At 41.2% G+C, this 19,952-nt stretch carries 18 protein-coding genes and 2 pseudogenes; 5 read left to right on the top strand and 15 right to left on the bottom strand.

All coding sequences use genetic code 11. The features are described from left to right. Positions 1–14 precede the first annotated feature (14 nt). The 6 genes from LC065_RS10175 to LC065_RS10150 form a co-directional block, all read right to left on the bottom strand. A complete protein-coding gene (locus LC065_RS10175; RefSeq protein ID WP_306163386.1) occupies positions 15–2,864 on the bottom strand; it encodes a DNA translocase FtsK in 2,850 nt (949 codons plus the stop codon). Next, entirely contained in the window at positions 2,818–3,051 is a 234-nt protein-coding gene (locus LC065_RS10170) for a hypothetical protein (protein ID WP_306163385.1), read from the bottom strand. The genes LC065_RS10175 and LC065_RS10170 overlap by 47 nt, the downstream gene beginning before the upstream one ends. A gap of 153 nt (positions 3,052–3,204) precedes the next feature. Beyond that, positions 3,205–3,810 (bottom strand): YtpR family tRNA-binding protein, encoded by a 606-nt coding sequence (gene ytpR, locus LC065_RS10165; protein WP_226591521.1) that lies wholly within the window; start codon positions 3,808–3,810, stop codon positions 3,205–3,207. A 3-nt stretch (positions 3,811–3,813) separates the two neighbouring features. Beyond that, positions 3,814–4,632, bottom strand: coding sequence for a DUF1444 domain-containing protein (locus tag LC065_RS10160; RefSeq protein ID WP_226591523.1), 819 nt, complete (start codon positions 4,630–4,632; stop codon positions 3,814–3,816). Between the two features lie 657 nt (positions 4,633–5,289). Further along, a complete protein-coding gene (locus LC065_RS10155) occupies positions 5,290–5,607 on the bottom strand; it encodes a thioredoxin family protein (protein ID WP_226591525.1) in 318 nt (105 codons plus the stop codon). Positions 5,608–5,663: 56 nt separating this feature from the next. Next, positions 5,664–6,671, bottom strand: a complete 1,008-nt coding sequence (locus LC065_RS10150; protein WP_306163384.1) for a PTS sugar transporter subunit IIC — start codon at positions 6,669–6,671, stop codon at positions 5,664–5,666. Between the two features lie 191 nt (positions 6,672–6,862). Here LC065_RS10150 and LC065_RS10145 point away from each other — a divergent pair, with 191 nt between their 5' ends. Next, positions 6,863–9,010 carry a methyl-accepting chemotaxis protein gene (locus tag LC065_RS10145; RefSeq protein WP_226591529.1) on the top strand — a complete coding sequence of 716 codons (2,148 nt, stop codon included), beginning with the start codon at positions 6,863–6,865 and terminating at the stop codon, positions 9,008–9,010. A gap of 92 nt (positions 9,011–9,102) precedes the next feature. Continuing rightward, positions 9,103–9,543 (top strand): YtoQ family protein, encoded by a 441-nt coding sequence (locus LC065_RS10140; protein ID WP_226591531.1) that lies wholly within the window; start codon positions 9,103–9,105, stop codon positions 9,541–9,543. Positions 9,544–9,776: 233 nt separating this feature from the next. Here the strand turns inward: LC065_RS10140 and LC065_RS10135 are convergent, their stop codons facing one another. Continuing rightward, positions 9,777–10,277, bottom strand: coding sequence for a DUF84 family protein (locus LC065_RS10135; protein ID WP_226591698.1), 501 nt, complete (start codon positions 10,275–10,277; stop codon positions 9,777–9,779). Positions 10,278–10,426: 149 nt separating this feature from the next. Beyond that, entirely contained in the window at positions 10,427–11,494 is a 1,068-nt protein-coding gene (locus tag LC065_RS10130) for a M42 family metallopeptidase (RefSeq protein WP_226591533.1), read from the bottom strand. 154 nt (positions 11,495–11,648) lie between these two features. Between LC065_RS10130 and LC065_RS10125 the strand changes: the two genes are divergently transcribed. Then, positions 11,649–11,966: a PepSY domain-containing protein gene (locus LC065_RS10125; protein WP_075034533.1), complete on the top strand. Its 318-nt coding sequence runs from the start codon at positions 11,649–11,651 to the stop codon at positions 11,964–11,966. A 52-nt stretch (positions 11,967–12,018) separates the two neighbouring features. On the opposite strand, the pseudogene LC065_RS10120 reads toward LC065_RS10125, so the two are convergent. Then, positions 12,019–12,855, bottom strand: a pseudogene (locus LC065_RS10120) (YtnP family quorum-quenching lactonase); the annotation flags it as partial. 68 nt (positions 12,856–12,923) lie between these two features. After that, positions 12,924–13,568, bottom strand: coding sequence for a tRNA (guanosine(46)-N7)-methyltransferase TrmB (gene trmB / locus LC065_RS10115; RefSeq protein ID WP_226591537.1), 645 nt, complete (start codon positions 13,566–13,568; stop codon positions 12,924–12,926). A 249-nt stretch (positions 13,569–13,817) separates the two neighbouring features. Here trmB and LC065_RS10110 point away from each other — a divergent pair, with 249 nt between their 5' ends. After that, positions 13,818–14,003, top strand: coding sequence for a hypothetical protein (locus tag LC065_RS10110; RefSeq protein WP_226591538.1), 186 nt, complete (start codon positions 13,818–13,820; stop codon positions 14,001–14,003). 294 nt (positions 14,004–14,297) lie between these two features. Here the strand turns inward: LC065_RS10110 and LC065_RS10105 are convergent, their stop codons facing one another. Both LC065_RS10105 and LC065_RS10100 read right to left on the bottom strand, forming a co-directional pair. After that, on the bottom strand, positions 14,298–15,104 hold the full coding sequence (locus tag LC065_RS10105; protein ID WP_226591540.1) for a phosphotransferase family protein: 807 nt from the start codon (positions 15,102–15,104) through the stop codon (positions 14,298–14,300). Between the two features lie 158 nt (positions 15,105–15,262). After that, positions 15,263–16,192 (bottom strand): diacylglycerol/lipid kinase family protein, encoded by a 930-nt coding sequence (locus LC065_RS10100; protein WP_306163382.1) that lies wholly within the window; start codon positions 16,190–16,192, stop codon positions 15,263–15,265. An 88-nt stretch (positions 16,193–16,280) separates the two neighbouring features. Between LC065_RS10100 and LC065_RS10095 the strand changes: the two genes are divergently transcribed. Then, entirely contained in the window at positions 16,281–17,300 is a 1,020-nt protein-coding gene (locus LC065_RS10095) for an EAL domain-containing protein (RefSeq protein WP_226591544.1), read from the top strand. Here LC065_RS10095 and LC065_RS10090 read toward each other — a convergent pair. The 3 genes and pseudogenes from LC065_RS10090 to LC065_RS10080 all read right to left on the bottom strand — a co-directional run bounded on the left by LC065_RS10090 (position 17,287) and on the right by LC065_RS10080 (position 19,941). Continuing rightward, positions 17,287–18,204, bottom strand: coding sequence for an NERD domain-containing protein (locus tag LC065_RS10090; RefSeq protein ID WP_226591546.1), 918 nt, complete (start codon positions 18,202–18,204; stop codon positions 17,287–17,289). The genes LC065_RS10095 and LC065_RS10090 overlap by 14 nt on opposite strands. 1 nt (position 18,205) lies before the next feature. Continuing rightward, positions 18,206–18,763, bottom strand: a complete 558-nt coding sequence (gene thpR, locus LC065_RS10085) for an RNA 2',3'-cyclic phosphodiesterase (protein ID WP_226591548.1) — start codon at positions 18,761–18,763, stop codon at positions 18,206–18,208. Beyond that, positions 18,760–19,941 (bottom strand): annotated as a pseudogene (locus LC065_RS10080) (MFS transporter). Before LC065_RS10080 ends, thpR begins: the two are co-directional and overlap by 4 nt. Positions 19,942–19,952 lie beyond the last annotated feature (11 nt).

Here is a 19,952-nt window from a genome sequence, read left to right as displayed (position 1 = left end):
CCGAAATGATGGAGTTACTCCATCATTTCTTCAATTTGCTGCCTCGTTAATAAAATGTCTCTCGGCTTGCTTCCTTTTTGTTCCGAAATAATACCATAAGCTTCCATCTGGTCAATTAATCTGGCAGCACGATTATACCCTACTTTGAACCGGCGTTGAATGAGTGAAGCACTCGCACCGTTCTGCTCGACCACAAAATCTACAGCTTCGTCAAAGATCTCATCCGTTTCTTCTTCTGTTGAAACCTGCTTCATCAACTCTTCTTGGTGAAAGAGATATTGTGGTGGTGCGATCTTTTTAACATAGTGAGTCACTCTTTCAATCTCGTCATCAGATACGAAAGCTCCCTGGATGCGAACAGGCTGCCCGGAACCATTTTCAACAAACAGCATATCCCCTCTTCCAAGGAGTTTTTCAGCTCCCCCTGAATCAATAATCGTTCTAGAATCCACTTGTGATGACACACTGAAAGCGATTCTTGTCGGTATATTAGCTTTGATTAATCCGGTGATGACATCCACAGATGGACGCTGGGTTGCTAGTAGTAAGTGAATTCCACATGCCCTTGCTTTTTGTGCAATGCGGCAAATGGCATCTTCAACATCCTGTGGGGAAACCATCATTAAATCGGCGAGTTCATCAATGACAATGACTAAATAAGGGAGTTTCTCAGAGTCCCGCTGTTGCTTCTTCATTTTCTCATTATAACGCTCAACATCCCTTACGCCTTCTTCTACAAATTTCTCATAACGTTCTTCCATTTCCTTCACAGCCCACTTCAATGCTGTTGTGGCAGCTTTAACGTCTGTAATGACCGGGGACACAAGGTGTGGGAGGTCATTGTATGGTGCAAGTTCAACCATTTTTGGATCAATAAGCAAAAACTTCACATCTTCATGGTGTGCTTTATACAAAAGACTGATCAAGATTGTGTTGATACATACACTTTTTCCTGAACCCGTAGCCCCTGCAATCAACCCGTGAGGCATTTTTTTCAGGTTTGTAACAATCGAATCTCCACCGATATCCAGGCCAAGACCAACAGTCAAAGGAGAATGATCGTTCTGGAAAGCAGCAGATTCAAAAATTTCCTGTAAACCGACCATCATGGATTGTTTGTTAGGAATTTCGATTCCCACGGCTTGTTTTCCTGGGATCGGGGCCTCAATTCTTATGTCTCTTGCAGCCATACTAAGTTTGATATCATCCGACAAGTTTGTGATTTTACTCACCTTGACTCCTGGTTCAGGCTGCACTTCAAACCTTGTTACTGTCGGTCCCTTCATTGCGTTAACCACTTTGGCACGCACATGGAAGTGTCGAAGAGTCGTTTCAAGCAGCTCCATCTGTTCTGTGATCCAACTATCATCTAGAGATGTTGGACGTACAGGGTCTTCCAGCAAGTGTAAAGGTGTCTGATACTCGACCCTTACGCTTTTTTCTTCTTCCACACCCCTGGCTGCAGGCTCTTCTTTTTTTGGTTCAGGCTTATCTACTGGTATGTTTTGCTTTTTCTCATGATCGCGATTTTTTTTATCCCGTGGCGTCATAAGGACATTAAAAGGCACACGGCGCTTTTGTCCTTCTTTCTCTTTCGAACGTTCATCCGTATTTGAATCCACTTTACTTTTCGTTTCGTTCTGTGATGGAGGTTGTTCTTCCCTATTAGGTTTTTCCACTTCTGCTTGTTGATACATTTCTGTTTTTTCTTTGGAAGACTCGGTTGTGATCGAGTGATCATCTCCATCCTCTGCTGGTTGCTCATTAGGCATTTCGGATTCCTGAGACACCGTTTCTTCTTTCCCGTTTAAGGAAGATCGTTCTTCTTCATGACGAGCACCGTCCACCTCATTGTTCAATTGCTCGCTTTCTATCTTCGTTTGTTCATCCTCAGCCTGTTTCTCCGTCGTTTCAGGATCTGCATTTTCCAGCTCTTGATCTTCCATACCTCCCGTGGTCAAGCGAGACTCCTCTTGATCTTCCATCATGGATAAAGTGGACACTTCTTCATCTGGATTGAATGGAGTGCCTTCCCTGTTTGTTTCCTCATATTCTGTCGATGAATTATTTTGTATATCATACGTTTCTTGTTCACCATCAGAAGCTCCTACTCCAGTATCCTCTTCCTCTTTATTTTCGCTCACCTCTGCCGCTTTTAATGAGTCTTCTTCCCCTCTTTTAATCGCCTCTTGCAGAGATTCTGAAAGGTTTAGGTTTTCTTGTCCACTTTTTTCAACTTCAACCACTTGGTGTTCTTCATCTTTCCCAGTTTCCAGTATATCCCCACTGACACCCTTACCCACATTTCCATTTTCTGGAGTAGTTTCATCGATGTGGTCGGCTCCTGCATGATCAAACTCATCATCAGCGAATGAGAGGCCTGAATACTCATTTGACACATTCGGTCTAGTGCCATCTCTGTACTCACTTATACGCTCTTCCTTTTTCTCCTCAGACAAGGTGCTTTCGGTGGTGGCAGCCTCTTCCCGCTCAAGAATTTTTGGAAGCTCAGAAGCAGTTCTTGGTCTAGAATTCTCTTCATCGACACGTGCTCTCATCCGTTTACGTAATTCCTGCCATTGTTTTTCATCATTGGAATCAGTGAAAAATTCCGGCTGTGACTTTTGTTCTTCTACGGCATATTCCAACCTTTCCAAGCCTTTGGTAAGTTGTCTTGCTTGGTAGCCGTAAATAGGAGATGGAACATCGGTCGGGGTGAAAGGGATCGATGAAGTTTCAGGCAACTCCTCAGAACCCTCCTCCTTCTTTCTAGGCCTTTTCTTTCTTTGGGACACACCATCTTCATGTTCTTGTTTTTCAACTGACTTTTTTGCGTCGAGGACGAGGATAATTTCCATCATCATTTTGAGCTGTTCCTGGAGCATCGGGAATGACAGGAAAACGAAATTCCCCTTGTTTCGGATAGCGGTACGTCATTTTTGTTTTAGCGTTTACATCGTTTCTTTCTTCTATATTATGTAGCGTCTCCTGGTCATTTTTTTCTTCTGTATCCAGCAATTTTTTCATCTTATTTCTTAAGTCTTTCCACATTACGTTCACTCTCTTTTCAATTTTAAAATCACTTATAGGATTATTCCTATTTTAACAGGTTTGAGGCATTGGTTGGTTTACAATACCTTTAAAAATGACTTTTGAATCAAAAAAAGCAAAGCAGCTGGGCTACTTTGCTTATCTGTATCCTGATTAAACTTCAAAAGGCTGCCCAATAACAGCATCTTCGTCAAGCACTAAAATTCCTTTTTCTTGTGGTGCATCTGGTAGGTTCAACTCTTTTGCGGAACAAATCATGCCAGATGAAGGAACGCCTCTCAACTCTGCATCTTTGATTTTCATTCCACCAGGCATAACCGCTCCTACTTTAGCAACAACGACTTTTTGCCCCTGATCGATGTTTGGAGCACCACAGACAATCTGTAAGGTCTCATCTCCAACGTCCACTTGACAAACACTTAATTTGTCGGCGTTCTCATGTCCCGCTTTTTCCTTCACATATCCAACGACGAACTTAGGACTTAAATCGAAGTCGAGAACATCGTCAAGTTGATTTTTTGTAAAAAGGTCTTTGATTGGGGATAGCATCTCTTCGGTCAAACGCATTTTCCCTTGCCCATCGATGTTAAAATACTTAGAAGCATTAAAAATATTGTAGCCGAGCAAAGAACCATCCTTGTTATCGGTAATTTTGACTACATCTCCGTACGCTTCCTGTTTAAAAGTATCACGGTCTCCTTCTTTAATAGGGATGATCAGGACATCTCCGATTCCTTGCTTGTTGTAAAATACATCCATGTTCTACTCTTCCTTTCGATCCTTATTCGGTTTCTTCTGAGCAAGAATGAAAATCGGTTCCAGCTGCTTATCCTCGTATAAAAACGATAAGGAAGTAACGGGCACCGTTCCTTCTGCAAAGAATTTCATAGCCATCTGAGCTAATATATCATACCCTTCTGAATTTTGGACATCGGCAAAGATAATGACATCCTGGTGAGGGATGCTGATGGCGAGCTCTCCTTTACATTCGGCTTTAAGCTTTTCAAGAAGGGCTTCATTTAGGATACGACTTGCATCATAGCCATCCCTTGCCGAATGAAAATAAAAGTCATTGCCATACACAGTGTCTTTTTTCATCTCAACAGGAAGAGAACGCACATTAAAGCCAGCCACTTCCTTAATCCTGTCTAGAGACCAACTTTCTTCTTCTAACATTTTCTCATCAATTAATTGATAAGATTTGCCTAGATCAAGAGCATAATATATACGTGTTTCTGCCGTATGGTCGACATGAACTAACTTTTTCCCCTGTTCGGTTTCCGTTGGAAAAGAAGCTGCTCGTATGACTGGGAAGATGTGTTGTTCTTTCCCTGTCAGCTTGTGATCTTCATTCATAACTCGAAGAGCTTCTTTCACATGGTCTTCGAGCTCATCAATAGCTTCTTCCCCGCGTGCTTCATACTTTGAAATCACATTAGGCAAAGTTATAGTAATTCCTTTTCCTGTGTTGCTCCACTCGACACGGAAAGTATCTTTATCTCTATTGAATGTCGTTTTCCATTGATCATTCGCTAGACGTTCTTCAAGCTTTTTCTTCATTTTAATACTTGTCATCTTCATCTTTTTTCCTCCTTTATTATGGGAAGAAAGAATTTGTTTACTATTTTCGTTTCTTCAAACTACATCGTTTTCTATTATACACATTTCCCCCTACATAACAAAAGCACAACGCTATTCAACTATCTGGCAGGATTGTGGAAAACTTAGTTTCAAGATGTTTTCAGGGTTCTTTGCCCGGGTTAAGCGCCAGGGGGGACTGGGAAGCTACTCGCTTTCCTGCGGGAGACTCGCAGCTTCCCAACCACCCCATTCGAAGAAGAGATAAACGAACGCCTTGTACCAAAGTGGAGGATCTTCCATTATCCAAATGTTAGAGATATATAGCGCTCTGGATCAGGCTGTTAAGTACTAAGGAGGGTTCGTATGATCTACTTCTCTCAATCATACGAACTAACCTTTTAGAAGTGGTTTCGAGAATCTTCCATGGTAAAGGGGCGGAGGGGAACGGTGAGACTCCTATGGGACGAGTGGGACAGGTGAGACCCCGGAAGGCGTAGCCTGAGGAGGCTCACCGCCCGCCCCATGGAAAGCGAACCTTTGCCCGGAGCCCCAGAACCACACACTCGTCTCGAAACTGAGTCTTCAAGAAAAGGGAGCTTTAGTAATGAAATTAGATTGAATAAAAAACAGACCGCGCTTTCGCACGGTCTGTTTCTTTTATTGGTCAAGTTTGTTGATAAATTCTTCGATCTGCTCTTTTGTTTTTCGGTCTTTACTGACAAAACGGCCGACTTCTTCTCCACCTTTGAAAGCGAGAAAACTCGGAATACCGAAAACATCGTTTTCTGCGCAGATGTGGATGAATTGATCACGATCGACATATACGAATTTCCAAGCTGTGTACTTCTCCTCCAACTCCGGAAGGAATGGTTCAATCACCCTGCAATCTGGACACCAGTCTGCAGAGAATAAGAAAATGACAGATTCATTATTTTGAAGTTCTTTCATTTGTTGATCTGATTCTAATGTAATCATTTCAGGTCACCTCCAACGTTATTCTAGCACACCATCAATCGTATTGAATAATCATATCACCTGGGTTGGATCCAACCTTTCCTGCGAAACCAAAACGCTACCAGATAGCTGATCAAGGCTGGGCCTATAAAATGAAAACTGATGATGATCCAGAAGATTTCCCAGGAGAAACCCATAGACTCAAATGTCATAATTTGGCCGACAAATCCGCTTGTCCCCATCCCTGACCCCGCGGCATTGTTTTCTACACTTAACCAAACGGTTGCAATAGGAGCCAGAACAGCTCCTGCTATGGTTGGAGGAAGAATGATAAGAGGTTTTTTCACCACGTTCGCAATTTGAAGCATGGATGTTCCGATCCCTTGAGCGAGAGCTCCTCCAAACCCGTTATCTTTGTAACTGATAGTGGCAAAACCAATCATCTGTGCTGCACATCCTACGGTGGCTGCTCCTGCTGCCACACCTTCTAAAGAGAGCATCAAAGCAATAGCCAGGCTGGATATAGGTGCTGTCAAAGCAATCCCCATTAAAACAGCTACAAGAGCTCCCATGATGATTGGCTGCTGTTGTGTTGCCCAGTTAATAATGCTCCCTAGGCCTGTCATAAAACGTCCGATCGGAGCCCCGATCGCTGCTGCTACACAATAACCCACAATAATCGTAACAAAGGGAGTCAATATGATATCAATTTTTGTTTCTTTACTGACGATTTTTCCGAATTCGGTCGCTAATAAGGCTGCGATATAACTTCCAGCAGGACCACCCAGCTCTGCCCCGGCGGCTCCACTGAATAAAGCTGCAAAAATCACAAGCGGAGGTGCTTTAAGACCATATGCAATTGCAGCTCCAATCGCTCCGCCCCATATTTTCGTGTCCATTGCAAAAGTACCCATCTCGATGAATGATTCAGAAAGAACGATGATATCTGTCTGCTCGCCAATCGTTTTAATAATTAATCCAATAATCAATGAAGAAAACAGCCCTAATGCCATGTAGCTTAATGCGGTGACAAAATAAGCCTGAAAGGACAGTTGGACTCCTTTTCTTTTTAAAAATGTAAGCATTGCTCAACCTCCTGAATTTAACCAAAACTATCATACACCCATTTTAAACAGGTGTAAATACACTTACACTCATCAATATAAGCCAAAAGGCCCCCTCTATCGCGTGTTCCTCCTATTGTTTTACTAGATAAAAAGATCTATAATTAATCAGTATATAGAGAAATTTGTGAAATTTTAAAAGGAGGGGTCGAATGAAGTCAATTAGAGGTCGAATGCGTTTTCTGTTAATCGTGGCGGTGGTTGGGATTTTTGCTATCTTTGGTTTTTCTACATATTTTTCCCAAGAACAAAAAGAGATGGCACAACGAACGAAAGAGGTACAACAGTCACTCGCTGATAGTCAAAAAATTAATTACTTAATGTCTAAAACGTTGATTGAGCAGCAAAAGTTCTTTCATAACCCGAGCGCTGAGCAAGGGGAGGCGGCAGCAACCGCTATCCAATCAGTAAAAGAGACAGCCACTAACTTTGCTAGTACGTATAAAAGTTATCCTAAAATCGAAAGTCAGTTCAACGAAATCACTAAGAAAGCATCTCAATATGAAGAAGAATTAGGTCCATTGGTCAATATGTATAAGTTGGTAGGATTTAATGAAGATGAAGGGATGCACCAACACATTCAAACATCTTATGAAAATTTCAATGATGTCATTGAGTCTGTAAATAGTGAACCATTAAAAAATTCTTTGCTCGCCATGAAGGTGAGCGAACGAAATTACATTAACGAGCCAAACTCCGAGCAATTATCCGCATTTAAAGCCAGCTCTCAAAATTTCAAAGATACGATTAAAGAAATGAATTTGGATGACAACCAGTCTTCCACCTTAAGCCGGAACCTTTTAAAATATGAACAAACTATAAACTCCATGGATAGTACCTTCTCACAGGCCAACGCCATCCGCAAAACATTTGAAGGTATTGCAGGAGATGTTTCCAGTCAAGTCGATCTTGTCATGTCAACAGCAAATGAATTAAACGCAGCCATGCTTGAAGATCAGAAACAGCGGCAGCAATGGCTTACAACATTACTCGCTATTATCGGCGGAATCATTTTACTAGTGATCTTGACCACTGGATTCATCTTAATTCGTTCTATTAAAAAATCCATCGACAGTCTTAAGGAAAGTGCGACGATTATTGGTGATGGGGATCTATCTCATCGTGTGGATTTGACTTCCAAAGACGAGATGGCTGAGCTTGGTTTACAGTTCAACCATATGGCTAACAGAATGGAACAATCTGTACGTAAAGTGCTTGAAGCAACGGGTGTCCTTAATACATCTTCTGAAAGTCTGGCATCTATTTCTGATCAAACAACAAATCAAGCAGAAGAAGTGAACGAAGCGATTAGTCAGGTAGCTGCTGGATCTCAGGATCAAGCTCAAAAGATTGATGAAACTCATCAATTCATCCAGCAAGTAACAGAAGCTATCACAGATACAAAAAAAGCCACGGGAACGATCGAATCGAACCTGATGGAAGCAGAAACAGAAGGACGTGCCGGTTTACAAACAGTCGCTGAATTAGAAAAGACTTCCAGAGACTTTATCGAACTTGCCTCACATATGACACAGGAAGTTCAAAATGCATCAAGAAAATCTGAAGAAGTTAATAAAGTGGTTACAACCATTGAAGGTATCGCAGACAGTACAAATCTCTTAGCTTTAAACGCTGCTATTGAATCAGCCCGGGCTGGCGAAGCAGGAAAAGGATTTGCCGTCGTTGCCGATGAAGTAAGAAAATTGGCAGAGCGTTCGAAACAGGAAGCAGGCAGCATTCAAGACATGGTAGCTACCATGTCTAACCAGATGACCACCCTTTCTGATGAAGCAGAGAAATTTAAACATTTTCAATCCTCTCAGGATCAAGCAGTCACACAGACTAGGGATGCTTTTGATCGGATCGCCTCCTATGTACAATCTATGAATGAACAAATTCAAGAAGTAAATGAAGCCGTTGAAGGCGTGGATCGTGTAAATGAAGAAGTGAAAGAAAGATTGCAAAGTATTAGTATCATTTCTGAAGAAGCAGTAGCTACAGCAGAGGAAGTCGCAGCATCTAGTGAAAATCAATTAACATCCATTGAAAAAGTTCACCATTCAGCTACTGACCTTCAAGGACTTTCTCAAGAACTATCTGCTGAAATCAGCCAGTTCCACATTAATGAAAATCAACCAACAGAAGAAAACATAGAGGATCATCAGGAAGGAATCGACACTGATGAAGCTTTTGATGAAGCAGAAGACCAATTAGAAACGAGAAACATTGAAGAACAATCAAACGCGGAATCTATTCAGAAAGTAGAACCTATCCATGAAGAGGAAAGGCTATCATCATAACTACAAGGAAGTCCAGCAAAAGCTCCTTTGCTGGACTTCTTTTTTCACATCTTTCATACTAAAGAAAAGGGAAATTTAAGGAGGAAGCACTAATGGAATTAACCGTTTATCTAGCAGGTCAAATTCATGATGATTGGCGAAACGAGATAAGGAAAAAAGCAGAAAAAGAAAAGCTACCCATTCACTTTGTAAGTCCTCAGGAGAATCATGCACTCTCTGATGATATCGGGGAGAAGATTCTGGGTGAACAGCCAAATAAAGTGTATCGTGATGATGCTGCATCCAGCATAAATAATTTCAGAACTCGAGTCTTGCTCCAAAAATCTGACGCCGTCATTGCCTATTTCGGTGAATCTTACAAACAGTGGAATACAGCAATGGATGCAGGTGCTGCTCTCCAGGCAGGAAAGCCGTTAATTTTAGTAAGACCTGAATCTCTTGTTCATCCACTCAAAGAATTATCCAACCAGGCTGATGTAACCGTTGAGACTCTAGAACAAGCGCTTGACGTCCTCTCCTACCTATACGAATAAGCCTTAAATAAGTAATTAAAGTATATGGCAGGGTTGTTGAATATTTAATTTCGAGATATTTATGGAGTGGAAGGGGCTGCGGGGAATAACTCGCTTTCCAACCACCCCTAACGCTATATATGACAAACGAACCCCGGAAACCTCAAAACTGAGTCTTCATGAATAGGGAGCTTATATACTATAAACTCTTGGACATAAGAAAAGGATGCATCTTAACTAGATGCATCCTTTTCTTATTGATCGTAGGACCACTGCCCTTTTAATAATTTTACTATATGGGTGAACATTTCTTCCCTGTGAATGACACCATTCGTAAAAATACCGATGGCCCCTTCGTTTTTTCTTACATCATGTTTATCCGTAAATTCATCCATGACTTCTCCAAGCTCTTTCCCCTTTTCCAAACCTGCTTTAATTTCATCAGGAAGGGGGATACGAGCACCACTCGCGGTGTATATGTTCTCTTTACCGTCTACTAGTGCGCCCCAATTACATAGGTAGAGATCATCTTCAATCTCCATGACCCCACCTTCAAGTCCAATTCCTATATTGGCTTTGTTTTGCGATGCACATTCCCTTGCACGGTTGATTGCCCCTTCTAATGTCTCTTCATCAGAAAAAGGTTGAGCTGCAACCTTCGATTCTACTTCCATACCGATGACTTCCATCTCCGGAAATACACCTTTTACGGATTCAATTTTAGTAGGGTTTTTGGATCCCACATAAATTTTCAGCATAGCGAGCACCTTTCTCCTTCTCTAGCCGTTTATTGCCATTATTTCTCTTGATCGAGGACTTCATACAAGATTAATGGGACCTGTTCACCAATTTTAGCATAAAGTCACGCTGGCTGAAATCAGCTGGGATGACTTATTTTACCCCATTACACGTTTCTTCTGATCTGATCCACTGTGTTTTGGTCTGTTGTTTTTACAAGCTTGATCAGTAGTTCTTTCGCTGCAGCATAGTCATCCACATGAATAATGGAGGATGATGTATGGATGTAACGGGAACATACACCAACAACCGCGGATGGTACCCCATCGTTCGCCATATGAACTCTTCCTGCATCTGTTCCTCCTTGAGAAACAAAATACTGATAAGGAATATTGTTGGTTTCAGCAGTATCTAGAATAAATTCACGAATCCCTCTATGCGTAACCATCGAACGGTCTAGGATTCTTAGAAGTGCCCCTTTACCCAACTGGCCAAACTCCTTCTTGTCCCCACTCATATCATTGGCAGGAGACGCATCTAAAGCATAAAAAATGTCTGGTTGAATCATATTTGCCGCAACCTGTGCTCCCCGAAGTCCAACTTCTTCTTGAACCGTAGCACCTGAATATAGTTTGTTTGGAACGTTTTCTCCTTGCAACTCTTTCAAGAGCTCAATGGAAAGGCCGCAGCCATAGCGGTTGTCCCAAGCCTTAGCAAGGACTTTCTTTTCGTTAGCCATCGGAGTAAATGGACAAATGGGTACAATCGGCTGACCGGGCTTTATTCCGATTTCCTTGGCGTCTTCTTTGTCATCTGCACCGATGTCAATGAGCATATTTTTAATTTCCATCGGCTTTTTCCGTTGTTCTGGTGTTAAGTTATGTGGAGGGATAGAGCCAATCACTCCTACTACAGGACCTTTCTCCGTCATGACTTGAACACGCTGTGCAAGCATGACCTGATTCCACCACCCTCCAAGGGTTTGGAAGCGAAGCATCCCGTTATCCGTAATTTGCGTAACCATGAAACCTACTTCATCCATATGACCAGCCACCATAACGGTAGGTCCTTTTCCATTCTTCAATCCAAAAACGCCGCCCAAACGGTCTTGTACGATCTCATCTGAGTACTTTTCAAGTTCCTGCCTCATGAACTGACGGACAAGGTGTTCATTCCCAGGTGCGCCTGGAAGTTCGGTCAATGTTTTAAAAAGACTTTGCGTTTCTTGATTCATAGTATGTACATCTCCTTTTTTTCCTTCTTTCCATAGTTTAACGGAATTTTGAAAACGTTTCTACAAATGAGTCACGTTTATAAGTTTTGATTTCCTTTTATCGGGAATATTTAGTATACTGAAGATTAGAAATAAGTTGTGAGGTGATTGGTTGATGAACTGGAAAAAAGTCGCACTAGCAGCTGGTGTAGGAGCATTAGCAGGCTACGTAGTAAAAGAGCAATTAAGTAATGGCCAAGGAGTGACTCCTGAAAAAGCATTAAAAATTGCTAAAGAAGCTTTTAAAAAGCAAGGACCGATCAGTGGCTCTTGGATTTACATGAAGCCTGAAGAATTGAACAAAAACGGAATCAATTACGATGTGTACCGTGGAGGGATTTCTAAAAACCAGGACGGCGAAACATCTCAATTTGAATTTTACATCGATACGGAAACAGGAACGATTGTAGACGTTGCTGAAACGACAGCTTAAATACAAAAATACCCTCGGGACCGAGGGTATTTTTTATTTGATAGTGATGTTCTTCTTCCTTAATTGTGTCCAGGATCTGGCCTTCCTCATCAAACTTCAAAGCTCTGTATAGGGCATCATGGTAAAAAACATACCACGCACGTCGTTGATAACCATACTCCATCCACTTTTTCTTCTCATGAACAGAAGTGACAGGATAATCATCATATGCAAGCGCCCAAAGTGGATTTTGGTGAGCATGAGTTGGCATAAGGTCTGCCATATGAATGAATACATCATCGCCATCTTCAAAAGTGATGATTGAGTGTCCATCACTATGACCGCTTGTATGAATCATCTTCAAACCAGGCAGCACCTCCATTGAATCTTTAAATGTATGTACCTTTCCTTTAACAGCTTCCCAGTTCGCTTGCCAATACGTATTCTTTGACCTCATGTTGGGATGGCGCATTTCATTCCATTCCACTTCGCTCGTATAAATAACGGCATTAGGAAAAGTAGGAACAAGCTGATCCTCTTCCCACCGCGTCATTCCGCAAGCATGATCGAAATGCATATGTGTCATAAGCAATGCATCAATTTCTTCCGGCTTGATATTTAAGCTATCTAAACAACGGACGACAGATGATTCTTCCCAAACCCCAAAATTCCGCTTTAGCTTATCTGTCATCTTTTCATTTCCTATTCCTGAATCGATCAGCATCTTTTTCCCATCAACCTCTAACAAAATCGGGTCTGTTCTCAATTCAATTTGATTGTTATCATTGACGGGATATTTTTTACTCCATAAAGGTTTCGGAACCACTCCGAACATAGCTCCTCCATCCATATGAGTCACCCCGCCATTCAACCATGTCAATGAAGCCCGTCCCACTTTCAGGTTTTCCAAGGAAATCTCCTCCCAATACCAAAGATAGCTCTAGTTTATCACAATAACTAGAGCTAATGAAAACGGTATCATTGAGAGAAACGTGCTGTACAACGATAGATGGGCTGTCCCTTTGCGGAAAACTTCTCCTCGTATTCTGTCTCCACATTTAAAAGGTCTTCATCTGCATGCAAGTCCACTGAGACATCTTCCAATATCATCCCGAAATTTGAAAAACTTACGAGAGAGTACTCAAAGAGCCCTTTGTTATCTGTCTTCAATGTAACTTGTCCTTCTTCCTTCAACACCGCTTTATACTGTTCTAAGAACGTGTGGAAAGTCAAACGACGTTTTTCATGTTTATTCTTCGGCCATGGATCTGAAAAGTTCAAGTAAATATGATCTACTTCGTTATCTTCAAACAAATCCCTTAGATCTTTTGCATTTTCGTTAACCATACGGACATTGGTTGTTTCAGCTGCCAGTACTTTCTTGACAGCTCCGACAATTACACTCTTTACAAATTCCAATCCGACAAAATTAGCATCCTGATGCTGTTTCCCCATACCAGCAATAAACTGCCCTTTACCTGAACCTATTTCTAAATGCAAGGGCTGTTCTTGGTTATCGAATAGCTCCTTCCATTTACCTTTCATTTCAAACGGTTGTTGGACGACAATTTCATCATTTTCCCTTAAAAAATCATCGGCCCACGGTTTATTTCTTAAACGCATGTAATGGATTCCTCCTTCTTATCGATAAAATGGTACCACGAAGCTGCTAAAAATAAAAATTTTTCTCGTTTTCCTTGCTATATGAGGAAAAACTGATCTAAATCGTATATATAAGACGATGGATGAGCTAATGATACACCACTATGAATATCAACGATAAATTTCGAAATATGAATGGTTTAGGGGGTTGGGTTGTAAGCGCTTACTGATATAGCATTAATATCGTGCCTTATTAAATAAACAGGAGTGATGATCGAAATTATGAAAATGATCTCTAAAGCGATTGAACTGACTGTATTGGCTGTTTTCTCTGTACTATTCGCAGGTTACGCACTATTTATATATCCTTTTGAAAAATTATCAGAAATGATGAGCGCTGAAGTTAAAGAAAAGAAACTTAAATATACACCAGCTACTGAAAAAACCGTTGCTTAAGCAGCGGTTTTTTTTTCACATTAAACCCTCTACTCTTTCACTAACGCTCCCGATTGTGGAAGAATCGGATTCGAGATGTTTACGGGTTTCGTTTGCCATAATGGGAGTTAGGGGTGGTTGGGAAGCTACTCGCTTTCCTGTGAGGAGTGGCGAGTAGCTTCCCAACCACCCCATTCAATGTATGTGAGTAACGAACCCTTTACCAAGTGGGGTTGTCTTCCACAAACCTGCCATTTAGTTGAAAATGTATGAAATTTAAAAAGTTCCATCTGAATAAATTCAGATGGAACTTTTTTATAGGATTTCATGCTTTTTCATAATTATTTTCAGCTTCTCTGTCCGAATGGAAGCTTCATCGTATTCGCCTCTCATTTGATGCCACTGGATGAAAGCCAGCGCCTGGGATACAGAGTACCACTTCATTCGCTCAAACATATGCGAGTCAGGGTAGATTCCGTATTCTTTTAACCATACGTTCCAGTGGTCTTCAGGGATATAATTATACAATAGCATGCCAAGATCAAGAGCAGGATCAGCTACCATTGCGTTATCCCAGTCAATAAGGTACAGCTGGTCTTTGGAAGACAATAACCAATTATTATGGTTTGTATCGCAATGACAAACGACGTGTACATCATGGTGGACATGGTGAGCGTGTTTTTCTAAGAACTTGATGGCTTGATGTATTTCAATACGAGGATCTACTTGATCCAGGATCTTTTGGTTTTCTTTTATATCTTTCAGTACTTCATCCGGTGTTAATGGATGTTTCCCGAGCCTCATGAGCATATCAAGAAGTTCGGTAGAATGGTGGATTTTACTAAGAAGGTTTGCCACACGTCTATGTTTCATTTCTTCAGGCTTCAATTCGCGCCCTTCCAGCCACTCCTGCGCTGTAATTACATCTCCGTTCTCAAGCCGTTTGGTCCAAACAAGCTTTGGCACAATACCTTCAGCAGATAAAACGGCTAAAAAGGGGGAAGAATTTCGTTTTAAGAATAAACGTTTCCCTTCGGTCTGAGCGTAGTAGGCTTCTCCTGTCGAACCGCCTGCTGGTGTTATCGTCCAATTACTACCAAGAATATGTTCCAACCAATTCACCTTCAATTCCTCAAATCCTCTTGTGATTGAATCACGTCTTTGTTTGTTGTTCTAGTATATCGTACTTTGGTAATGATCCAAAATTTTCATGATACCGATTCAACAGTTACCTTATTTTAGATTAACCCATCATTCTGTCAACTTTCAAGAGATATCTATCAATCCGAGTAGAATGTTGTCGATGTTTCCGCTTTCTTAATGCTGCAATCAAAGCAAGAGCCACTTTGACCGTCCACTTGGAAAGGAAGCGGTTGTTCTGAGCGTATATGTACAGAGGAAGCTTTCCACTCTTCCACTTCCTTCATCTTTGTATGTAGACCAAAGAATACACTGATAAACATGGCCAATAACTTCTTCTTTGATATTGGTTTGACTACAAGGATGGACATCTCTTTACTGTTTATCTTCGACTTTGGAGCAATCTTCATTCCACCACCATAGTAAGGATGATTGGTTATGGTCACCATCATGGCTTGATGCATGTTCAATTGTTTGCCATCAAGAAAAAGGTTAAAATGGACGGGTTCAGCCTTCGATATGGATCGAAGAAGAGCTAGTGGATAAGTAAGTTTAGTTAGGTGAAGCCTCCTAGTCCATGATCGGTATTTTTGCTGGTTGGCTGTTGCTGCCACCACACCATCTAGACCAAAGCCGATACTGTTCATAAACGTACGCCTTCCATGCTTCTGCCTTTGATTAAGACTGTAATTCGCAAGAAATACCTTCGACTTCTTTGGACTTCTCACATAAGATCGAAACAACTTAAGCCCTCGCTTCTTCAAGGATATCCCCCTGACAAAATCATTCCCGGAACCCGCTGGTATAAAACAAACAGGAGTTTCAGGATAATTTCTTATTCCATTCACGACTTCGTGGAGGGTCCCATCCCCACCAAGGACAATAATTCCTTTTAAAGACTCATGATGGATTTTGGTTACTTGAAGAGCGAGGCTTTCTGCATGACCGGCTTCTTCAGTTAGGAATGACCGACAATTCTCTTTTTTATAAAGCGGTTCATTTTGTATGCGCCGAAACAGGCTCATTGCTTTACCATTACCAGCTTCTGGATTGACAATCATTATGTACATGAGACATTTCTCCTACCTGTGTAATCATATCATTATACAACTTTTCTATTATTCTAGTATACTATTAGTAAAAAAGGAGGAATTTATTTTGGCGAAGGATTGTCAATATTGCGGGACTTCTGTATTTATTCCGGAACAGGGTGCATTAGTCTTGAACCCTAAACACTCAAATCAAGCAGGAAAAGAACCATCACTTCCTCTCACCCATAAGAGTGAGGACGCTAAAGTTTATACCTATAGGAGTAAAGAGGAATTAAGACTTGCGCTGGTTGATTGGTTTGAAGGATCGCCCCCTGATTATTGGATACATATTTTAAATACCGAAAGCTCTCAATCATTTCCCATATCTATTCAACATTTATATGAAAGATTGCAATATCCTGAATTAGCGGAGTTGATACATTCCGGCCTTTTCCAATCGCACTTACAACCGATTGTTGACATGAAGAACAACCATGTGTACGGATATGAGTCGCTTCTTCGAACGAAAGACCTTTCTGTACCTCCCGGGCAATTATTCTCATATGCCAGCCGCTCTGGTCTACAGTCCATGCTTGATCAAAAAGCCCGTAGAACCGCAGTAAAAGCAAAATCAGAACATCTGAATGCCGGGGATAAGATATTTATTAACTTCCTTCCATCCACGATTTATGTCCCTGAATTTTGCTTGAAGCACACCTTTCAAATCGTTAAAGAATTCAACATTGACCCCGAAGATCTCGTCTTTGAAGTCGTTGAAACGGAAAAAATCGATGATGTGGAGCATTTAAAATCCATTCTCGAAACGTATAAAGCGTCAGGAATGAAAGTTGCATTGGATGATGTCGGTTCCGGTTACAGCACATTAGAGATGCTCAGCCTGCTTCAACCGGATTATTTAAAAATTGATCGCTCTTACATTCAAAATTGTCATTCGGATGTGAACAATCAAGCTTTTCTATTCGATGTAATGGAGCGGGCAAAACAGTTAAACATCCACGTTCTTGCTGAAGGGATCGAATTGCAAGAAGAATGGGAATGGCTTCAACAATTAGGCGTTGATTTTGGTCAAGGTTACTATATCGGAAAGCCTCAGGCTGTGCCGGAAAAGGAACTCATCCTTCCGTAAAACTTTCGTCCATGTCCCACTCCGGACGTTTAACAGCAATGGTCCTGCAATGTTTCATCAAGGCTTCTGCTACCTTTAATTGATCGTGCTTCAAAGGAGCTCTTACCGACCTTTTCTCGTGCAACCATGAGGAATATCCATCCTTACCAATCCAGTCGGTTCTATAGGGCACTTGTCCCGAAACAAATGACATGTCTTTAGATAAGACGATTTTACGATAGGGAAAGTCCAACTGGTATTTATTCAGTACACTTTTCACAAATGTTTCCGTTCTCCTGAGTGAGTGCATCGGGCTCAGCACCTTACTTTGCACTCCCTCTTTTTCAATATACCAACTCTTTTCTGAAGTAGCATGAATAGCTTCACCGTTTTGGTGAGAAAGGAGGGAGATGATTTCAATACCAGATGGACCGATTAGCAGATGATCGATCTCCAATTCTGCGCTTTTCATTTGCCCAACGGGCTCAAACATAAGAAGGAAAGTATCCGGGAACCGTTGTAAAAAGTACTTCAAGTCAGAATTTTGTTTGTATGAGGGATCAAGAAACGATTTTTCTCTTAGAGTAGTTGTAGCCCATTTCAATTGAAAAGGGATCAAACCATCCAGGTAGTATTGTTTCAACTCTTCCTGAGTGGACGGGAAACCATCTCCGCTCACCGGGGCTTCCCTGTTTTTTTCCTCTTCTTCTCTTGGTTTCTTTTTGAAAAACTTTTTAATTCCTTTTTGCACGTCTTCTTCTTTTCTTATGCTTTCTTCTATTGGTTCTTCGCCCCATCCTTGTTCGAACCGTTTTTTCATTTTATTCCAATGGTCACTTTTTAATTTCACGAATTGGCTTGGATATTGATAGATATTCGTTTCATATCTAGAAATATAATCCCTTAATTTAATCAGTTGTGCCATATTATATATTCTGACCACCTTTAATCGTCGTAACAGTTTCGTATTTTGGATGGCTTCCAGGATGGATACGGAATAAGGAGAATTGGGTTACAACCATTTCATACGTCTCAAATAGGACAGATTCCTTAGATGCCTCCATTAATGGGGACACTCCTTCTGCCTGCTTTTTCGCCAATGTAATGTGCGGATTAAACTTACGTTTTTCCTTTTGAAAGCCTAATTCTTCACCAACACTGTCCACTTTTTCTTTAGTTTCCATTAAAGAAGGTGCCCTCTGAACTTGAGCATGAAAGACCCTCGGTCGCTGCCGATCACCGAATCCACCGGCTGGACCAACAGTTAGAGAATACTCAGAAGGCCAACTTTCATTTTTTAAACGTTGGACATATCGTTCAACCGTTTCATCGGAACAACTACCAAGAAACTTTAATGTCACATGCAGATCTTCTTTTGCGGTCCAATCTTTATACTTCATCGCATCTCTTAGAATGGATTGCCAATTCATTAATTTTTCCCTAATCTCAGATTGGACTTTTATACCTATAAAATAGTGACTCATGCTATACGCCCCTTCACTTCAGGTTGAACCATTTTGTTAACGAACAAGAGGATGATGATCCCTACAAAAGTCATGAAAGAAAACACACCATACATGAAAGACACACTCCAAAGATCGATAATGAACCCTCCAGCAAATGTAAAGCAAGCATTCCCAAGACCGTTCCCGACCGCTGAATATAAGCCTACAGCAGTCGCCCTTGCATTGTTTGGAGCTAATTCACGTACTAGAATGAGAGCAGCGGGGATGTAAAGCCCTACGGATATCCCCTGAGCAATCGTTGTTGCATAGACAACTGTACTTGAAGGTTCAAAATAATAAAACAACCACCTCAAACAAGAAACCGATGCACTAAATATAATAATCAATACGACTCCAAAACGATTGATGACCATCTGAGCGAATTTCATAAATGGAGCTTCACTTCCAGCCGCGAGCAAAAAAGCAAGCCCTATACCTGAAAGTGTACCCCCTACAGCTAAAATAAACGTACCAAAATAATAATTATTCGCTAGGACCGGACCAAAAATGAGAAAATTAGATACAAGAAAAAGCAGGAAAGGCTTTTCATGGATTAAGGTCTTTAATCCTTCACTAAAGGAAACCGTCACTTCATCGGCGCGCTTTGGAAATTCAAATAACGTGATTAAGGCGGACAGTAATCCTAACGAAAAAGAATAAAAAATCCAGGTCATCGAACCAGTTGCTTCTGTCAACCGGCCTAAGACAAATACAGCGACAGCGAAGCCCACCGCTCCCCATAACCTGATGTTTCCATATTCCTTTCCATTCCGTTGGACAAAATTTAATGATAGGCTGTCAGACAATGGGACGATCCCTGACTGGAACAATGCGATACAAATGATGCCTAGTAAAAGGATAGGGAATAGTTGCAATCAGGGATAAAAAATTCCAAGCACGGAAGCGAAAGTGGAAGCGATCATTAACAATCGTTTCGGCTTCCTTGTATAATCACTAAGCATTCCCCAAACAGGTTGTACAAAAATGGTGACAAGAGGAAGGGCTGCGATAACCATGCCAATCTGAGTGTGGCTCAGCCCTTTTTCCTCTTCTAAAAAGACAGAAAGTAGTGGAAAGATTGAACCGAATGCAAAAAAAGTAAAAAAGTAAAACAACTGAATAAAGCGATATGTTCTCTCCGTGGAATGTCTGGCCATCAAGTGGTCCC

This window comes from Halobacillus litoralis (genome assembly GCF_020524085.2).
Lineage (GTDB): Bacteria > Bacillota > Bacilli > Bacillales > Halobacillaceae > Halobacillus > Halobacillus litoralis_E.
The sequence above is the reverse complement of the archived record's forward strand: the minus strand, read 5'-3'. Positions and strand labels throughout refer to the sequence as shown.